Below are 18,682 nucleotides of genomic sequence, written 5' to 3'. Positions count from 1 at the left end.
CTCACTTCGCGATGTGCGCAACGGTGGCGATCTCAACCAGCGCCTCCGGCTTCACCAGGCCGCACTGAATGCAGAACCGGGCCGGCTTATCGCCGGGGAAGAACTCCGCGTAGATTTCGTTAATCGCGGCGTAGTTTTTCCAGTCGGTGATAAAGATGCTGTTGAAGGTCACATCCTCCATCGTGCCACCCGCCGTTTCGATCACGGTTTTGATCGTCTCCAGCACGTGGCGGGTTTGCGCCTTTGGGTCGTTGATAAACACCACGTTGTTGTCTTTATCAAACGGCAGCGTGCCTGAGACATACACCACGCCGTCGGCAAGGGTGCCGGGGACAAACGGGGCGATGGGCGTGCTGGTGCCCGGCGGGATGATTACGGATTTCGGCATCGTGTGTCTCCTCAGGCGATACGGGCGAGCGGAGGATTCAGGGCGTCGCAGAACTCGGCGACGCTGCTGACCCAGCCAAAAAAGGTTTCGATATTGAACAGGGCCGCCTTCTGGGCGAATTCCGGCCCGGCCTGATGGGTCGCGTCTTCCAGCACCACGCCAAAATACTCGAGGAAAAAGCCGTCGCGCAGGGTCGACTCCACGCAGACGTTGGTGGCAATGCCGGTGAAGACCAGGTGGCGAATGCCCCGGCTGCGCAGCAGGCTGTCGAGCGGCGTGTTGAAAAAGCCGCTGTAGCGCGGTTTGGGCAGGACAATATCGCCCGCCTGCGGGACCAGCTCATCCACCAGCTGATAATCCCAGCCGCCTTTCGCCAGCAGCTTGCCCTGCAGTTCGGGCCGTTTGCGCATGGTTTTCAGGGCGTTCGACTTGTGGAAGTTGGGCGAGCCGGGGCCACCGGCCTCGACGTACTGGTCATCCCAGCCGTTCTGGAACCAGATGATGAGCATGCCCGCAGCGCGCGCGGCGGCGACGGCGGTTTTAATGTTCGCGATCACCGGCTGCGTAGCGGAGACGTCGAAGCCCGCCAGGTCCAGATAGCCGCCCTGGCTGGCGTAGGCGTTTTGCATGTCCACCACGATCAGCGCGCTCTGCTCCGGCGTGAAGGTAATGGCTTCCGGGCGTGCGTTAAGGGTCGTCATTACGCCACCTCCTTCGTGACGGCAGGGATGTGGGCGCGGCACTGCATCAGCGGCTGGATGCGCTCGCCGAAGGTTTCCACGCCGGTCAGGAAATCATCGAAGGTCAGCAGGACGCCTTCCGCCCCGGGCACGGCAGCCACTTCGTCCAGCATCCTGGCGACGCTGGCGTACGAGCCGACCAGCGTGCCCATGTTGATATTGACGGCAGAGGTCGGGTCGGCCATCTGACGAACGTTGGTATCCGCCCCGGAGCGGGTATCCTTCTGGCTCTGCTCGGTAAGCCAGCTCAGGGCCTCCTCGTCGGCGCCGTCCTTGTAGCGCTCCCATTTCGCGCGCGCGGCGTCGTCGGTTTCGTCTGCTATCACCATGAACAGCACGTAGGAGCCCACGTCGCGCCCGGTTTTGTCGGCGGCCTCTTTCATGCGAGCGGCGGTCGGGGCGAAGGCGGCAGGCGTGTTAACGCCTTTACCGAAGCAGAAGTTGAAGTCGGCGTATTTGGCGGAGAATTCCATCCCCGCGTCGCTCTGTCCGGCGCAAATCACCTTCATCGGCACCGACGGCTGCGGGCTGACGCGACAGTCGTTCATGGTGAAGAAGTCACCCTTAAAATCGCTTTTGCCGGTACCCCACAGATCGCGCAGAACCTGTACGTATTCGGTCAGGTAGTCGTAGCGACGCGAGAAGTAATCGTCACCCGGCCAGAGCCCCATCTGCTCGTACTCGGGTTTTTGCCAGCCGGTAACCAGGTTGACGCCAAAGCGTCCGCCTGAGATGGAGTCAATGGTGGATGCCATGCGCGCGACGATGGCCGGGGGCAGGGTAAGCGTGGCGGCGGTGGCGTAGATCTGGATCCGCGAGGTGACTGCCGCCAGCCCAGCCATCAGGGTGAAGGACTCCAGGTTGTGATCCCAGAATTCGGTTTTGCCGCCAAAGCCGCGCAGCTTGATCATCGAAAGCGCAAAGTCGAAATGGTAGTGCTCCGCTTTCTGCACGATGGCTTTATTGAGCTCAAAGGTCGGCATGTATTGCGGTGCAGTGGTCGAGATAAGCCAGCCGTTGTTGCCGATGGGTACAAATACGCCAATTTTCATCACGAACCTCTCTTCATTACGTCGCAGGTGTAACGGTGATTTTGCAAAGGCAGTGCCAGTTTTGAAAATGGCAGTGTTATTAGTGTGTTAATCAGAAGTTGGTGGATTGATGCAGCTAAATGTGGACTAACTGGTCAAAAACATTGCACAGAAAACAGGCATTCATGCGCGATCGGAGTGCAGGATGTCGTGGTGAGACGGGGGTTTTGCTATGCTGAGGGCAACGCAGAATAAGGAGAGCGGGAATGACACAAGGCGCAGTGAAAACACCAGGTAAACGTTCGCAGGCGGTGAGCGCCAAGAAGCAGGCGATCCTCAGCGCGGCGCTGGAGACGTTTTCGCAGTTTGGCATTCACGGCACGCGCCTGGAGCAGGTGGCGGAGCAGTCCGGGGTATCCAAAACCAATCTGCTCTACTATTACCCGTCGAAAGAGGCGCTGTATGTCGCGGTGATGCAGCAGATCCTCGATATCTGGCTGGCGCCGCTGAAAGCGTTTCGCGAAGAGCTGGCCCCGCTGGTAGCAATCAAGGAGTACATTCGCCTGAAGCTGGAGGTGTCGCGCGATTACCCGCAGGCATCAAGGCTGTTTTGTCTTGAGATGCTGCAGGGCGCGCCGCTGTTGCAGGCGGAGCTGACCGGAGATTTAAAACAGCTGGTGGACGACAAGTCGGCCATTATTGCCGGATGGGTTGCCAGCGGAAAGCTGGCCCCGGTCGATCCGCATCATCTGATCTTTATGATTTGGGCCTCCACCCAGCATTACGCTGACTTTGCGGCCCAGGTCGAGGCGGTGACCGGAAAAACGCTCCAGGACGAAGCGTTTTTCCACAGCACCCTGGAAAACGTGCAGCGGATGATTATTGAAGGGATCCGCTTACGTTAGTTTGCCGGCGGGAGAGGGCAGCTTAAGTCGCCCTCTTCACACTGCATCAGCGAGGCCAGAAACGCTTCGCGCTCCACGGTTTTTTCAGCCAGGCACTGGTTAACAATCATTGGCTGAACGCTCCCGCCTTCCGTACCCGAACCGATAAACGCGCAGTCCGCATCGCGCAGGGTAATCCACGCCTGCTGCGCTTTTTTCAGCAGATCTCGCTGAGGAGCTGCCGCACGCTTAACGGCCGCCTGGTACGTCTGGTTGAGCTTTTTATCGGCAGCCTGGTACTGCTGCGCGCTACAGGTATTCAGTTCAAGCTGGGTGGTCGCTTTGTCGCACTCGTCGGCCAGCGCGCTGGCGCTCAGCAGCAGCGCTGCACTGGCGATAAGATATCGTTTCATATATTCCCCAATAAAATAAGGCTCCGTCTCCGGAGCCTTATTAGCACAGCGTTAACCTATTGTCATCAGACTGGCGTTACCACCCGCCGCCGCGGTGTTGACGCTGAGCGAGCGCTCCACGTACAGACGCTCCAGCAGCAGGTTGGTTTCCCCGCGCGCAAAGCCCTGCACCGAAACAATCGCCCCGCTGCGGGCCGCAACCTGCTCGCACAGCTCGCGCAGCTGGTCGGAATCACCGTGATAGATCACCGCATCAAACGGCTGGGTCAGCAGCGCATCGGCTTTCGCGAAGTGAATACGGGCCGAGACCGCTTTTGGCAGCTGTTTGGCCAGGTCCCGATGCAGCGCATCGTCCGGCCACAGCACTTCACACCCGGTGGCCATCGCGGCGGCCAGCTGTACCAGCGCGTCCTGCTCGTTATCCGCCACGCACAGTACGCGTTCGCGCGGCATCAGCGTCCAAGTATTGCGCTCGCCGGTCGGCCCCGGCAGCAGACGCTGCGTACCGGCCTGTGCCAGCTCGCCGTACTGCTGCGCCACGGCACGCAGTTCAGGACGTTTTTCCGCCCAGGCGATCAGCGCTTCCAGCGGCTGGGTCAGCACGGTTTTCAGCTGCGCATCCACCGGATACTCCGCATCCTGACGCGCCAGGGTGACACCCAGCGCGTTCTCCGGACGGTTCGCCAGCAGACGGTACAGGTAGAGCGGACCGCCCGCTTTCGGACCGGTGCCGGAAAGGCCTTCACCGCCGAACGGCTGTACGCCTACGACCGCGCCAACCATGTTGCGGTTAACGTACAGGTTGCCCACTTTGGCGCTGCCGGTTACCTGCGCGATGGTCTCGTCGATACGGGTATGCACGCCGAGCGTCAGGCCATAGCCGGAGGCGTTGATCTGCTCAACCAGCTCGTTGAGGTTGTTACGGTTGTAGCGCACCACGTGCAGCACCGGGCCGAAGACCTCTTTTTTCAGCTCGTCGAAGCTTGCCAGCTCGATAAGCGTAGGCGGCACAAAGGTGCCGGAACGCCACTCGCGGGCGTCTTCGCTGTTGTCTCGCACCGCCTGGAACACCGGACGGCCTTTCGAGCGCATGGCCTGAATGTGGTTTTCAATATTGGCTTTGGCTTCCGCGTCGATCACCGGCCCGATGTCGGTGGTGAGACGGCCCGGGTTGCCCATGCGGCATTCGGCCATCGCGCCGCGCAGCATCTTCAGCGTGTGGTCCGCCACGTCATCCTGCAGGCACAGCACGCGCAGGGCGGAGCAGCGCTGACCGGCGCTGTCGAAGGCGGAGGCCAGCACGTCAACCACCACCTGCTCGGTGAGGGCAGAGGAGTCGACGATCATGGCGTTCATGCCGCCGGTTTCCGCGATGAGCGGCGTAGGACGACCCTGCGCATCCAGACGGGTGGCAATATTGCGCTGCAGCAGCGAGGCCACTTCGGTCGAACCAGTAAACATCACGCCGCGCACGCGGTTATCGGAGGTCAGTTTGGCGCCCACGGTTTCACCGCGGCCCGGCAGCAGCTGGACCACGCCCGCCGGTACGCCTGCCTCCAGAAGAATGTTGATGCCCTGCGCGGCAATCAGCGGGGTCTGCTCCGCCGGTTTTGCCAGCACGCTGTTGCCTGCGGCCAGGGCGGCGGCAATCTGGCCGGTGAAGATCGCCAGCGGGAAGTTCCACGGGCTGATACAGACGACCGGACCCAGCGGACGGTGGGTTTCGTTATCGAAATCATCGCGCACCTGACCGGCGTAGTAGTGCAGGAAGTCGACGGCCTCGCGTACTTCGGCGATGGCGTTGCTGAAGGTTTTACCCGCTTCGCGCACCAGAATGCCGATGAGCGACTGCATCTGATCTTCCATCAGCACCGCCGCGCGTTCCAGAATGGCGGCGCGCTCCTGCGGCGGCGTGGCGAACCAGATAGGGGCGTTATTCACCGCGCTGTCCAGCGCCTGATCCACTTCCTCTTCTGTCGCTTCACGCACATAGCCGACGATATCTTTTGGCTCTGCCGGGTTGATGACCGGCTGCATGTCGCCGTCATCAACGGGCTGCTCCAGCATCGGTTTGGCCTGCCACTTCTGCAGCGCGCTGTTGAGCAGGGCAGAGGAGAGGGACGCCAGACGGTGTTCGTTGGCGAGATCCAGACCCGCCGAGTTGACGCGGCCTTTGCCGTACAGCTCGCGCGGCAGGGCAATTTTCGGATGCGGCAGACCAATCTGGCCTTCCTGCGCGGCCATTTTCTCAACGGCCTGCACCGGATCGGCGACCAGCTCGTCGAGCGGCAGCGTGGTGTCGGCGATACGGTTAACGAAGGAGGTGTTCGCGCCGTTTTCCAGCAGACGACGAACCAGGTACGCCAGCAGGGTTTCGTGCGTGCCCACCGGAGCATAGATACGGCACGGGCGGTTCAGCTTGCCGTCCGCCACTTTACCTGTGACCTGCTCGTAAAGCGGTTCACCCATGCCGTGCAGGCACTGGAACTCGTACTGGCCCGGATAGTAGTTTTGCCCGGCAAGACTGTAGATCGCCGCCAGGGTGTGGGCGTTGTGGGTAGCGAACTGCGGATAGATCAGGTTCGGCACGCCGAGCAGCTTTTTCGCGCAGGCGAGGTAAGAGACGTCGGTGTAAACCTTACGGGTATAGACCGGATAGCCTTCCAGCCCTTCCATCTGGGCGCGTTTGATTTCGCTATCCCAGTAGGCGCCTTTCACCAGGCGGATCATCAGGCGACGACGGCTGCGGCTGGCCAGGTCAATCAGGTAATCAATGACGAACGGACAACGCTTCTGGTAGGCCTGGATAACGAAACCGATGCCGTTCCAACCCGCCAGCTCCGGCTCGAAGCACAGTTTTTCCAGCAGATCGAGGGAGATCTCCAGACGGTCGGCCTCTTCGGCGTCGATGTTGATGCCGATGTCATACTGGCGCGCCAGCAGGGTCAGGGACTTCAGGCGCGGGTAGAGCTCTTCCATCACCCGGTCGTACTGCGCGCGGCTGTAGCGCGGGTGCAGGGCGGAGAGCTTTATCGAGATGCCCGGGCCTTCATAAATACCGCGACCGTTGGACGCTTTACCGATAGCGTGGATCGCCTGCTGGTAAGAGACCATGTAGGCCTGCGCGTCGGCGGCGGTCAGGGCCGCTTCACCGAGCATGTCGTACGAATAGCGGAAACCTTTGTCTTCCAGCTTGCGGGCGTTCGCCAGCGCTTCGGCAATAGTTTCCCCGGTCACAAACTGTTCGCCCATCAGACGCATCGCCATGTCCACGCCTTTGCGGATCAGCGGCTCGCCGCTCTTGCCGATGATGCGGTTCAGGGAGCGTGACAGGTTGGCTTCGTTATGGGTCGAAACCAGTTTGCCGGTAAACAGCAGGCCCCAGGTTGCCGCGTTAACGAACAGCGACGGGCTGCGGCCAATGTGCGAATGCCAGTTGCCGTTGCTGATCTTGTCGCGGATCAGCGCGTCGCGGGTGGCTTTATCCGGAATACGCAGCAGCGCTTCCGCCAGGCACATCAGCGCCACGCCTTCCTGAGAGGAGAGGGAGAACTCCTGCAGCAAACCCTGAACCATTCCGGCGCGGCCGGTGGCGGTTTTCTGGTTGCGCAGCTTGTCGGCTAACTGATACGCCAGGCTGTGCGCCTGTGCGGCAATGGCGTCAGGCAGGCGAGCCTGCTCCAGCAGCATCGGCACGGCGTCGGTTTCGGCGCGGCGGTAGGCGCCGGTAATGGCGGCGCGGCTGACGGACTGCGGCAGGATCTGCTCGGCGAATTCAAGGAACGGCTGATGGCTTTCGTCGCCAGCGGCCGGCGCCTCTTCGCTTTCATTGGCGGCACCGGCGAGCAGGGCAGGCAGCTCCGGCAGGCCCTCATCGCTCTCGAGTCTTTCGAGATAGTTAAAAATCGCCTGCTTAATTAACCAGTGCGGCGTGCGGTCAATGCGGGTTGCTGCGGTCTTAATCCGTTCGCGGGTCGCGTCATCCAGCTTAACCCCCATGGTGGTCATACCCATGCCAAAGCTCCTGTTGTTCTGTAATAGCGTTCTGTAGATAGCGTGAAATATCCCCCATGTTGCAACTTTGTGCAACCGTGTTAAATGTGACCTGGTTTGCAACCCAGAAAATGAATGGATTGTTAACGAATGGTTAGCTGGAAAAACGTGCTGGCTTTGTCGCGGAAAGCCTGGTTTTATGCGGAAGTTAACACTTTTCAAAGGTGCAACCCGTAAAAGCGTGAGCGAGTGCAACCTATAGGAAACTCGTATCAAACCGGGGATGAAATTGATGTAAATGCAGTGTTAAATCGTTTGTCAGCGGAGGGCGCATACGGCAGGATAGCGCGCCCAACCGAAACACAAGATACCGTCACCTCGTTCCGGTGATCATATAACAAGGCAACCCGGACGGTTGTCGCTCGACACTTTTGGAGAATTTGAATGGCTATTAGCACACCGATGCTGGTGACATTTCTCGTTTATATTTTTGGCATGATCCTGATAGGGTTTTTGGCGTGGCGTTCTACAAAGAACTTTGACGACTACATTCTGGGCGGACGCAGTTTAGGCCCGATGGTGACCGCGCTCTCCGCGGGCGCATCCGACATGAGCGGCTGGCTGCTGATGGGTCTGCCGGGTGCGATTTTTATCTCCGGTATCTCGGAAAGCTGGATCGCCATCGGTTTGACCGTCGGCGCGTGGATCAACTGGAAGCTGGTGGCAGGCCGTCTGCGCGTGCATACCGAAGCCAATAACAACGCCCTGACGCTGCCGGACTACTTCACCGGACGTTTTGAAGATAACAGCCGCATCCTGCGTATTATCTCTGCGGTGGTTATCCTGCTGTTCTTCACCATCTACTGCGCCTCCGGCATCGTGGCCGGCGCGCGCCTGTTCGAAAGCACCTTCGGCATGAGCTACGAAACCGCTCTGTGGGCCGGTGCCGCTGCGACCATTCTCTATACCTTCGTGGGCGGTTTCCTGGCGGTAAGCTGGACCGACACCGTGCAGGCGAGCCTGATGATCTTCGCCCTGATCCTGACCCCGGTGATTGTGATTTTCACCGTTGGCGGCTTTGGCGAATCGCTGGAAGTGATCAAGCAGAAGAGCATTGAAAACGTCGACATGCTGAAAGGGCTGAACTTCGTGGCCATCGTCTCTCTGATGGGCTGGGGTCTAGGCTACTTCGGTCAGCCGCACATTCTGGCGCGCTTTATGGCGGCGGATTCTCACCACACCATCGTACATGCCCGTCGCATCAGTATGACGTGGATGATCCTGTGTCTGGCGGGTGCGTGCGCTGTTGGCTTCTTCGGTATCGCCTACTTCAGCAACAACCCGGCGCAGGCGGGTGCGGTGAACCAGAACGCCGAACGCGTGTTTATCGAGCTGGCGCAAATTCTGTTTAACCCGTGGATTGCCGGGATTCTGCTCTCCGCGATCCTGGCGGCGGTGATGTCCACCCTGAGCTGCCAGCTGCTGGTCTGCTCCAGTGCGATCACCGAAGACCTCTATAAGGCCTTCCTGCGTAAAAACGCAAGCCAGAAAGAGCTGGTGTGGGTCGGGCGCTTCATGGTGCTGGCGGTTGCGCTGGTGGCTATTGCGCTGGCGGCCAACCCGGAGAACCGCGTGCTGGGTCTCGTGAGCTACGCGTGGGCGGGCTTTGGTGCGGCATTTGGTCCGGTCGTCCTGTTCTCCGTCATGTGGTCCCGTATGACCCGTAACGGCGCGCTGGCGGGGATGATTATCGGTGCGGTGACCGTTATCGTCTGGAAACAGTTCGCCTGGCTGGGCCTGTACGAAATCATTCCTGGCTTCATCTTCGGCAGCATCGGTATCGTGGTGTTCAGCCTGCTGGGTAAAGCGCCGTCTGCCTCCATGCAGAAACGCTTTGCGGAAGCCGACGCGCATTACCACACTGCGCCGCCGTCTAAGCTTCAGGCAGAATAATTTTTCTCGCTGCACAATACAGGCCGGGTGAGCGTAAGCGCACCCGGCTTTTTTCTTGCCAAAATCCGTAATTTCCTGTGATATCCATGTGCTTATAACAATGAGGATAGCGAAGCATGACAATCAAAACAGGGTTAATGGCGGCGGCATTATTGATGCTGGCGGGCTGCAACGCGCCATCGCAGCATGCTGCGGTGGAGACCTGCAAAGCGGATAACCAGATGCAGCAAACCACGCTCTATTTCGGCTTAAACCGTCCTGCCGGGGCGCAGATTACCAGCAACGAGTGGCAGCAGTTTGTTGACCAGGACGTGACGCCACGCTTTCGCGACGGCTTAACGGTGTTTGATGCACGCGGGCAATGGCTGGGGAACGACGGGAAAGTGGCGCGCGAACCGAGCAAGGCGCTGATGCTGATCCATGGAAAAGATGCGCAGAGCGAGAAGAACATCGAAGCGTTGCGCGGGATTTATAAGTCACGCTTCGCGCAGGAGTCGGTGATGCGTGTCGACCAGCCGGTGTGCGTGCAGTTTTAATGAAAACGGCGGGAATTCCCGCCGTTGTTGTTTTGTAGGCCGGGATCGCTGCGCGCCACCCGGCATTGCATCAGAGCACCAACCCCGCAAAGCTCGCCGACAGTAAACTTACCAGCGTTGCTCCATACACCAGACGCAGACCGAAACGCGACACCACGTTCCCCTGCTGCTCGTTAAGACCCTTAATCGCTCCGGCCACAATGCCGATGGATGCGAAGTTCGCGAACGACACCAGGAAGACGGATAAAATCCCCAGCCCGCGCGGGGACATTTGATGAGCGATTTTTTGCAGCTCAATCATCGCCACAAATTCATTCGCCACCAGCTTGGTCGCCATAATACTGCCCGCGTTCAGGGCGTCACCCAGCGGAATACCCACCAGCCACGCCAGGGGATAAAATACATAGCCCAGGATCTGCTGGAAACTCATGCCAAATACGCTGGAGAAGAGGGCGTTAACGGCGCTAATAAGCGCGATGAAGCCAATCAGCATGGCCAGAATAATCATCGCCACCTTAAAACCGGCCAGAATATACTCGCCGAGCATTTCGAAGAAGCTCTGCGATTCATGCAGTTTTTCCAGCTTGATATCCGGCTCCGCTTCCGGGCGTGCCGGGTTGATGACCGAAAGAATAATAAAGGTGCTAAACATGTTCAGAATCAGCGCCGCGACGACAAATTTAGCGTCGAGCATGGTCATATACGCGCCGACAATCGACAGGGAGACCGTCGACATCGCCGTGGCTGCCATGGTGAAGAGACGACGGGAAGAGAGATCCCCCAGCACGCCCTTGTAGGCAATGAAGTTTTCCGACTGGCCGAGAATCAGCGAGCTAACCGCGTTAAAGGATTCCAGCTTACCCATGCCGTTCAGTTTCGACAGCAGCGTACCGATCACCCGAATAAAAATCGGCAGGATCCGCCAGTGCTGAAGAATACCAATCAGCGCGGAAATAAAAATAATGGGGCAAAGCACGCCGAGGAAAATGAACGCCAGCCCTTTTTCTCCCATACCGCCAAAGACGAAATTGGTGCCTTCGCCAGCAAATTTGAGCAGTGACTCAAAAAATCCCGAGACGTATTTAATCAGGAATAACCCGCTTTCGGCGTGCAGGAAAAAGAACGCCAGGGCAATTTCAATGACAATCAGCTGTAAAACAAAACGAATGCGAATTTTTCGGCGGTCGAAACTTACCAGCCAGGCAAGCGCGAGAATAATCACCAGCGCCAGCAGGAAATGGACAATTTTAAACATAATTTATTTTCACCAGGTGTTTGAGGCGGATATTTAGCCACAGCCCTGAATCAGCGTAAATGGGCATTTTCGTTATAACTTATAAACTTAACGATAACGTATGTAACTATTATCAGGCTGGGCGTTTACAACTCGTTATCAAAACACCGCACATTTCGCTTGTTTTTCTTTTCGCCGTAATGATAATCACTATCACAAGAATTTACCTTTCTTTGCATCAGTTGACCGCGATAAACATTTAAGGTGTCGGCATGTTTGTTCCATTTCTCATTATGTTACGTGAAGGGCTCGAAGCCGCCCTTATCGTGAGCCTCATCGCCAGTTATCTGAAGCGAACCCAGCGCGGACGCTGGATTGGCGTCATGTGGGTCGGGGTATTCCTTGCCGCGGCGCTCTGCCTGGGCTTAGGTGTCCTCATCAACGAAACCACCGGCGAGTTCCCGCAGAAAGAGCAGGAGCTGTTTGAAGGTATCGTCGCCGTGATTGCGGTGGTGATCCTCACCTGGATGGTGTTCTGGATGCGTAAAGTCTCGCGTAACGTGAAGGTGCAGCTGGAGCAGGCGGTGGATAACGCGCTGCAGAAGGGGAACAACCACGGCTGGGCGCTCATTATGATGGTCTTTTTCGCCGTCGCGCGTGAAGGCCTGGAGTCCGTTTTCTTCCTGCTGGCGGCGTTTCAGCAGGATGTGGGGATCTGGCCGCCGCTCGGGGCCATGCTGGGTCTCGCCACGGCCGTGGTGCTTGGTTTCCTGCTGTACTGGGGCGGTATCCGCCTGAACCTGGGCGCTTTCTTCAAGTGGACCAGCCTGTTTATTCTGCTGGTGGCGGCAGGGCTGGCGGCAGGGGCTATTCGCGCCTTCCATGAAGCGGGCCTGTGGAACCACTTCCAGGACGTCGCGTTCGACCTTAGCAACGTGCTCTCCACGCACTCTCTGACCGGCACTCTGCTCGAAGGTATCTTCGGCTATCAGGAAACGCCGAGCGTCAGCGAAGTGGCGATTTACTTTATCTATCTGGTTCCGGCGCTGGTGCTGTTCGCAATGCCGCCGCGTACCGGCACGCAGGCGTCTCGCGTTACGCCATAATAGTTGATTTAGTTACAACATACTTTTTAAAGGGAAGAGTCATGGCAATTCAGTTCCGTCGTAGTGCGTTATGCGCAGGCATTGCCGCGCTGTTCGCTTCTGCATTCTCCGCCTGGGGCGCGGATGTTCCTCAGGTTAAAGTCACCGTTAATGATAAGCAGTGTGAGCCGATGACCCTCACGGTGAATAGCGGCAAAACCCAGTTTATTATTCAGAACCACAGCCAGAAGGCGCTGGAGTGGGAGATCCTTAAAGGCGTTCTGGTGGTGGAAGAGCGTGAAAATATCGCTCCTGGCTTCAGCCAGAAGATGACCGCCAACCTGCAGCCGGGCGAGTATGAGATGACCTGCGGCCTGCTGACCAACCCTAAAGGGAAGCTGATCGTCAAAGGTGAAGCGACGGCCGATGCAGCGAAAGGCGCTGCGGTGCTGAGCCTGGGCGACGCGATTACGGCGTATAAAGCCTATGTCACGAAAGAGACGGCGGACCTGGCGGCGGCAACCAAAGCCTTTACCGATGCGGTGAAGGCCGGTGACATCGAAAAAGCGAAATCCCTCTATGCGCCAACCCGTCAGCACTACGAGCGCATTGAGCCGATCGCCGAGCTGTTCTCTGACCTTGATGGCAGCATCGACGCCCGCGAAGATGATTTCGAGCAGAAGGCCGCCGATCCGAAATTCACCGGTTTCCACCGTCTGGAGAAAGCCCTGTTTGGCGACAATTCCACCAAAGGGATGGAGAAATACGCTGAGCAGCTGAACGGCGACGTGCTGGAGCTGCAAAAGCGCATCAGCGAGCTGGCCTTCCCGCCGTCAAAAGTGGTGGGCGGCGCGGCCGGCCTGATTGAAGAAGTGGCCGCGAGCAAAATCAGCGGCGAAGAAGATCGCTATAGCCATACCGATCTGTGGGACTTCCAGGCCAACGTCGACGGCGCGCAGAAAATCGTTAACCTCCTGCGTCCTCAGCTGCAGAAAGAGAACGGCGAGCTGCTGGGCAAGGTGGATGCCAACTTCAAAAAAGTCGACACCATCCTGGCGAAGTACCGCACCAAAGACGGGTTTGAGACCTACGATAAGCTGACCGACGCCGACCGTAACGCGCTGAAAGGCCCGATTACCGCCCTGGCGGAAGATCTCTCCCTGCTGCGTGGCGTACTGGGTCTGGACTAAGCACGATGAATAAGCATAGCGAGAACGACGTGGTTGAGCCTTCACGTCGTCGGTTGTTAAAAGGGGTAGGGGCGCTGGGGGGCGCGCTTGCGCTGGCTGGCGGGTGTCCGGTAGCGCATGCGGCAAAACCGCAAAGCGCGCCCGGCACGCTGTCACCCAATGCCCGCATGGAGACGCAGCCGTTTTATGGCGAGCATCAGTCGGGCATCCTGACGCCGCAGCAGGCGTCCATGATGCTGGTGGTCTTTGATTCGCTGGCCAGCGATAAAGCCGATCTGGAGCGCCTGTTCCGCCTGCTGACGACGCGCATCGCGTTTCTTACCGCCGGTGGACCGGCGCCCGATACGCCGAACCCGCGTCTGCCGCCAATGGACTCCGGCATTCTGGGGCCATTCATTGCCCCGGATAACCTGACCATAACCGTTTCGCTGGGAGAATCGCTGTTTGATGCACGCTACGGGCTGGCAAAACAGAAGCCGAAAGCGCTGCAAAAAATGACGCGCTTCCCGAATGATTCCCTGGATGCCGCCCTCTGCCATGGCGATCTGCTTCTGCAGATTTGCGCCAATACGCAGGACACGGTGATCCACGCCCTGCGCGACATCATCAAGCACACGCCGGATCTGCTGAGCGTGCGCTGGAAGCGGGAAGGGTTTATCTCGGACCACGCCGCCCGCAGCAAGGGGAAAGAGACTCCGGTGAACCTGCTGGGCTTCAAGGACGGCACTGCCAATCCGGACAGCCACGATGGTGCGCTCATGAAGGAGGTGGTGTGGGTCACTGCCGATCAGGGCGAACCGGCATGGGCGGTGGGCGGCAGCTATCAGGCGGTGCGCATTATTCAGTTCCACGTGGAGTTCTGGGACCGCACGCCGCTGAAAGAGCAGCAGACGATCTTCGGTCGCGATAAGCAAAGCGGCGCGCCGCTCGGCATGAAGAACGAGCATGACGTGCCCGACTACGCCAGCGATCCTAATGGCGATGTGATTGCGCTGGACAGCCACATTCGTCTGGCCAATCCGCGCACCAAAGAGACGCAGTCGAGCCTGATGATGCGTCGGGGATACAGCTACTCGCTCGGCGTGACTAACTCCGGTCAGCTCGATATGGGGCTGCTGTTCGTCTGCTACCAGCACGATCTGGAAAAGGGCTTCCTCACCGTGCAGAAGCGCTTAAACGGAGAGGCGCTGGAAGAGTACATTAAACCCATCGGCGGCGGCTATTTCTTTGCCCTGCCGGGCGTGCGCGACAGCAACGTGTATCTCGCGCAGGGTCTTATTGAAGCCTGATAATTGTCCCTGCGACGATTCGCAGGGACATTATTTTTTCATATGACTATCCTCCTGTTATATTTCTGTAATATTTCTATATGAGACTGATTTCAACTGTAGGGACAGTCCTAAAAGTTGCATTCAGGTAAAATAAATGTTGCATTTATGATAACTCCTGATGTACTTAAGATAAGACAGCGGTAGTTCCCGGCAGTGACGCTGAATCACTATGGAGATCGCGAATGGTTGCGTCCTGTACTGGACAAGGTAAACATAACAACCGCAGCACCCGGCGCGGAGGCTCAGACTCCGGCAGCGATTTCCTCACCACTAAATTTTCCCCCCTCCCTCATGAATCTGATTCGACCGACGTGCAGAACGGTGCGCGTAGCTGTTCCGTATCGTCATCCGATAGTGCAAGCAATGGCTTACAAGGAAGCCAACCCTCTGATGTTCGTGCGCATAATCGTGCCGACGCTGGCGCGTGTGATGAATACCAACAACTCAAGGTGCTATCCATGGGAAGACAAAAAGCAGTGATCAAAGCTCGTCGCGAAGCAAAACGTGTGCTGAGACGGGATTCACGTAGCCATAAACAGCGTGAAGAAGAATCGGTCACCTCGCTTGTGCAGATGAGTGGCGTAGAAGCAATTGGCATGGCCCGAGACAGCCGTGATAATTCTCCAATTGTGGCGCGCAATGAGGCTCAGGCGCACTACCTGAATGCTATCGAGAGTAAACAGCTCATCTTTGCAACCGGTGAAGCCGGATGCGGGAAAACCTGGATCAGTGCAGCCAAAGCGGCGGAAGCGCTGATCCATAAGGACGTGGAAAGAATCATTGTTACCCGTCCGGTACTGCAGGCTGATGAAGATCTCGGCTTCTTGCCCGGTGATATTTCGGAGAAGTTTGCCCCGTACTTCAGGCCCGTCTATGACGTGCTGGTGAAGCGACTGGGCGCATCCTTTATGCAGTACTGCCTGCGACCAGAGATTGGCAAGGTGGAAATCGCGCCGTTCGCCTATATGCGCGGACGTACATTTGAAAATGCGGTCGTCATTCTTGACGAGGCTCAGAACGTGACCGCTGCGCAAATGAAGATGTTTTTAACGCGCCTCGGGGAGAACGTGACGGTTATCGTTAACGGCGATATTACGCAGTGTGACCTGCCGTCCGGTGTAAAATCCGGGCTGAGCGACGCCATGTCACGTTTTGAGGAAGATGAGATGATTGGGGTGGTACGCTTCACCAAAGAGGACTGCGTGCGATCGGCGCTCTGTCAGCGCACGCTGCAAGCGTATTACTGAGTTTGCTGTTGCGTTCAAGGCCCGGGAAACCGGGCTTTGTTTTTTGTGCGGGCAGCCTGTTCGCTGCGCTCACGGTCTGTCCAACTGGCTGCGCCAGTTGTCGAACCCCGGTCGGGGATTCTCATCCCCCTTTTCGGAGAATATAAAAGAAAAAAGCCCGTACTTTCGTACGAGCTCTCATCTCAAATATGGCGGTGAGGGGGGGATTGACTCGCTTTGCTCGCCCTGCGGGCAGCCTGTTCGCTGCACTCACAGTCTGTCCAACTGGCTGCGCCAGTTGTCGAACCCCGGTCAGGGATTCTCATCCCCCCTTTTCGGAGAATATAAAAGAAAAAAGCCCGTACTTTCGTACGAGCTCTCATCTCAAATATGGCGGTGAGGGGGGGATTCGAACCCCCGATACGTTGCCGTATACACACTTTCCAGGCGTGCTCCTTCAGCCACTCGGACACCTCACCATATTGTTTTGCTGCCTGACCGCTTGGGGGGCAACGGGGCGCTACTATAGGGAGTTGCGCTGACACGGTCAAGCAGATTTTCAGCTTTAGTACCTGTTCGGTTAAGCAATAATCAGCTCCACGGTTTTTACGTCGTGGAGCAGGGGATAACGCTGTGAATCGAGAACTTGACGGTTCAAGGGGGCGCTGGATCTTGGAGATCGCAGCGGCGGTCCTCCTTTATTACGTTCAGATCTGGCCGAAGCGGCCGGAATTGAAATCACGAATGGCTTCGTTGATTTCACTCTTAGTGTTCATCACAAACGGGCCATAGCCCACGATCGGTTCATTCAGCGGCTCGCCGGCCATCAGCAGCACTTTTGCATCGCTGTTCGCCTCCAGGTGCAGTTTGTCACCTTCCTGACTCAATACGACCAGCTGAGCTTCACCCGCCTGAGTTGCACCGTTCACCGTGATGCTGCCTTCAAGCACGACCAGCGCCGTGCTCCAGCCTTCAGGCTGATTGAGCGTCAGATGGCTTCCCTGGTTCAGCGCGATGTCCCAGACGTTAAGCGGCGAGAAGGTGTGCGCCGGGCCTGTCACCGTGTCGTAGCGACCGGCTATAACTCGCAGCGAACCGCTGTTATCCGGCAGCGTCACCACCGGGATGTCGGCTTTCGTGATGCTCTGGTAGCCCGGGGCCGCCATCTTGTCTTTCGCCGGCAGGTTGACCCAAAGCTGCATCATTTTCAGTTCCCCGCCTTTCTATGAGAACGCGCTGGAGTGGAACTCCTCGTGCAAAATGCCTGCCCCTGCGGTCATCCACTGCACGTCGCCAGGGCCAATGACGCCGCCTTTACCCGTGGAGTCGCGATGCTCCACTTCACCGGCATAGACGATAGTGACCGTTTCAAAACCCCGGTGAGGGTGTTGGCCTACGCCGCGTTTCGCGCCATCTGCAGGAAAGGTATATGGGCCCGCGTAGTCCAGCAACAGGAACGGGCTGAGCGGCTCGCCGTGCGTCTGATAAGAAAACATTGAACGGACCGGGAAACCATCGCCAACCCAGTGCTGGCGGGGAGCGGTATAAACGCCTGTTACGTTTTTCATGATTAACTCCTGATGTTCTGTTGATGTAATTAGCTTATATTCAGGGTCAATATCCCGGTAGATAGTGAAAATGGCATTCACTGTTCTGAAAATAGAACGATGAGGTTTTATGCAGGATCTCAATGACTTTGTCTGGTTTGTGAAGGTGGTGGACTACGGTGGCTTTGCTGCGGCGGGAAGGGCGCTTGACCTGCCAAAGTCCAGGCTAAGCCGCCGGATTGCGCAGCTGGAAGAGCGGCTTGGCGTACGGCTCATCCATAGAACAACCCGGCATTTTACGGTGACCGAGGTCGGCCAGACGTTCTATCAGCACTGCAAAGCGATGATGGTGGAGGCCGAGGCTGCCGAGGAAGCCGTGGCGGCACTGCAGGCCGAACCGCGCGGTATCGTCAGGATCACGTGCCCGATAACCTTACTGCATGTCCACGTTGGTCCGATGCTGGCAAGATTTATGGCGCGCTACCCCGGGATCAATCTTCAGCTTGAGGCGACTAACCGGCGGGTAGATCTGGTGGGAGAGGGCGTGGATATCGCGATCCGCGTACGCCCGCGTCCGTTTGATGACAGTGACCTGGTGCTAAGGGTGCTGGCTGACAGGGGGCATTGCCTGGTGGCAAGCCCGGCGTTGATTGCCCGTCTGGGGGAACCGTCAATGCCGTCTGAACTCAGCGCCTGGCCTGGATTAAGTATGGGAGAGGGAAAGCACAACCATAAGTGGGCACTTTCCGGACCCGACGGGGCGAAAGCGGAGATCCATTACCATCCCCGTTTGATCAGTACGGATATGCTCGCGCTGCGTGAAGCCGCCATGGCAGGCATTGGCGTGGTGCAGTTGCCGATTTTGATGGTGAAGGATCAGCTTGCGTCCGGTGAGCTGGTCCGGGTGCTTGAGGCATGGGAACCCAGACGGGAAGTGATTCATGCCGTTTATCCTTCAAGACGCGGTTTGCTGCCCTCCGTTAGGGCGCTGGTGGATTTTCTGACCGAAGAGTATGCGAAGATGGTGGAAGACTAGTTTTTTCCAGGTCGGGTAAGCGCAGCGCTACCCGACATGAGTTTCGCACAGAGCCACAAGGTTCGAATCCCCCCTGCGTGCGTACAATATGCGAA

At 57.9% G+C, this 18,682-nt stretch carries 14 protein-coding genes, 1 tRNA gene, 1 other RNA gene and 1 pseudogene; 8 read left to right on the top strand and 9 right to left on the bottom strand.

The window, feature by feature from the left end:
• Window position 1: 1 nt before the first annotated feature.
• Genes rutC through rutA form a run of 3 tightly spaced genes read right to left on the bottom strand, consistent with a single transcriptional unit; the run spans window position 2 to window position 2,180 of the window.
• A complete protein-coding gene (gene rutC, locus UR504_RS03710; protein WP_010429508.1) occupies window positions 2-388 on the bottom strand; it encodes a pyrimidine utilization protein C in 387 nt (128 codons plus the stop codon).
• An 11-nt stretch (window positions 389-399) separates the two neighbouring features.
• Entirely contained in the window at window positions 400-1,089 is a 690-nt protein-coding gene (gene rutB / locus UR504_RS03705; protein ID WP_302234715.1) for a pyrimidine utilization protein B, read from the bottom strand.
• Window positions 1,089-2,180, bottom strand: coding sequence for a pyrimidine utilization protein A (gene rutA, locus UR504_RS03700; protein WP_023617762.1), 1,092 nt, complete (start codon window positions 2,178-2,180; stop codon window positions 1,089-1,091). Before rutA ends, rutB begins: the two co-directional genes overlap by 1 nt.
• Before the next feature lie 245 nt (window positions 2,181-2,425).
• Between rutA and rutR the strand changes: the two genes are divergently transcribed.
• Window positions 2,426-3,064, top strand: coding sequence for an HTH-type transcriptional regulator RutR (gene rutR / locus UR504_RS03695; protein WP_008499819.1), 639 nt, complete (start codon window positions 2,426-2,428; stop codon window positions 3,062-3,064).
• On the opposite strand, the gene UR504_RS03690 is transcribed toward rutR, so the two are convergent.
• Together UR504_RS03690 and putA are read right to left on the bottom strand one after the other, a co-directional pair.
• A complete protein-coding gene (locus UR504_RS03690; RefSeq protein ID WP_115874700.1) occupies window positions 3,061-3,456 on the bottom strand; it encodes a lysozyme inhibitor LprI family protein in 396 nt (131 codons plus the stop codon). The two genes, rutR and UR504_RS03690, sit on opposite strands and share 4 nt — an antisense overlap.
• 51 nt (window positions 3,457-3,507) lie before the next feature.
• Window positions 3,508-7,470 (bottom strand): trifunctional transcriptional regulator/proline dehydrogenase/L-glutamate gamma-semialdehyde dehydrogenase, encoded by a 3,963-nt coding sequence (gene putA / locus UR504_RS03685; RefSeq protein WP_115874701.1) that lies wholly within the window; start codon window positions 7,468-7,470, stop codon window positions 3,508-3,510.
• 423 nt (window positions 7,471-7,893) lie between these two features.
• Between putA and putP the strand changes: the two genes are divergently transcribed.
• Together putP and UR504_RS03675 are read left to right on the top strand one after the other, a co-directional pair.
• The gene (putP, locus tag UR504_RS03680) at window positions 7,894-9,402 is read left to right on the top strand and encodes a sodium/proline symporter PutP (RefSeq protein ID WP_111964491.1); all 1,509 of its coding nucleotides are present in this window, start codon (window positions 7,894-7,896) and stop codon (window positions 9,400-9,402) included.
• Window positions 9,403-9,518: 116 nt separating this feature from the next.
• A complete protein-coding gene (locus UR504_RS03675; RefSeq protein WP_032648964.1) occupies window positions 9,519-9,938 on the top strand; it encodes a DUF3574 domain-containing protein in 420 nt (139 codons plus the stop codon).
• A gap of 70 nt (window positions 9,939-10,008) precedes the next feature.
• Here UR504_RS03675 and UR504_RS03670 read toward each other — a convergent pair whose 3' ends face one another.
• Window positions 10,009-11,193 carry a NupC/NupG family nucleoside CNT transporter gene (locus tag UR504_RS03670; RefSeq protein WP_127730349.1) on the bottom strand — a complete coding sequence of 395 codons (1,185 nt, stop codon included), beginning with the start codon at window positions 11,191-11,193 and terminating at the stop codon, window positions 10,009-10,011.
• Between the two features lie 251 nt (window positions 11,194-11,444).
• On the opposite strand from UR504_RS03670, the gene efeU reads away from it, so the two are divergent.
• The 4 genes from efeU (at window position 11,445) to phoH (ending at window position 16,025) form a co-directional block, all read left to right on the top strand.
• The gene (efeU, locus tag UR504_RS03665) at window positions 11,445-12,278 is read left to right on the top strand and encodes an iron uptake transporter permease EfeU (protein ID WP_111964489.1); all 834 of its coding nucleotides are present in this window, start codon (window positions 11,445-11,447) and stop codon (window positions 12,276-12,278) included.
• Between the two features lie 41 nt (window positions 12,279-12,319).
• Window positions 12,320-13,447: an iron uptake system protein EfeO gene (efeO, locus tag UR504_RS03660; RefSeq protein WP_111964488.1), complete on the top strand. Its 1,128-nt coding sequence runs from the start codon at window positions 12,320-12,322 to the stop codon at window positions 13,445-13,447.
• Between the two features lie 5 nt (window positions 13,448-13,452).
• A complete protein-coding gene (gene efeB, locus UR504_RS03655; RefSeq protein WP_320739341.1) occupies window positions 13,453-14,736 on the top strand; it encodes an iron uptake transporter deferrochelatase/peroxidase subunit in 1,284 nt (427 codons plus the stop codon).
• 500 nt (window positions 14,737-15,236) lie between these two features.
• Complete coding sequence (gene phoH / locus UR504_RS03650) at window positions 15,237-16,025, top strand: phosphate starvation-inducible protein PhoH (protein WP_024908976.1); 789 nt, start codon at window positions 15,237-15,239, stop codon at window positions 16,023-16,025.
• Window positions 16,026-16,214: 189 nt separating this feature from the next.
• Here the strand turns inward: phoH and UR504_RS03645 are convergent.
• The 3 genes and pseudogenes from UR504_RS03645 to UR504_RS03635 all read right to left on the bottom strand — a co-directional run bounded on the left by UR504_RS03645 (window position 16,215) and on the right by UR504_RS03635 (window position 17,572).
• Window positions 16,215-16,351, bottom strand: a non-coding RNA gene (locus tag UR504_RS03645) — RtT sRNA.
• 44 nt (window positions 16,352-16,395) lie between these two features.
• Window positions 16,396-16,483, bottom strand: a tRNA-Ser gene (locus tag UR504_RS03640).
• Between the two features lie 228 nt (window positions 16,484-16,711).
• Window positions 16,712-17,572 (bottom strand): annotated as a pseudogene (locus UR504_RS03635) (pirin family protein).
• A 109-nt stretch (window positions 17,573-17,681) separates the two neighbouring features.
• Between UR504_RS03635 and UR504_RS03630 the strand changes: the two are divergent.
• The gene (locus tag UR504_RS03630; protein ID WP_252092729.1) at window positions 17,682-18,587 is read left to right on the top strand and encodes a LysR family transcriptional regulator; all 906 of its coding nucleotides are present in this window, start codon (window positions 17,682-17,684) and stop codon (window positions 18,585-18,587) included.
• Window positions 18,588-18,682 lie beyond the last annotated feature (95 nt).

The sequence above is a fragment of the Enterobacter sp. 241F3 genome, from assembly GCF_034106785.1.
GTDB lineage: Bacteria > Pseudomonadota > Gammaproteobacteria > Enterobacterales > Enterobacteriaceae > Enterobacter > Enterobacter vonholyi.
Note: the sequence above shows the minus strand (reverse complement) of the source record. Positions and strands in the feature narration are given on the sequence as shown.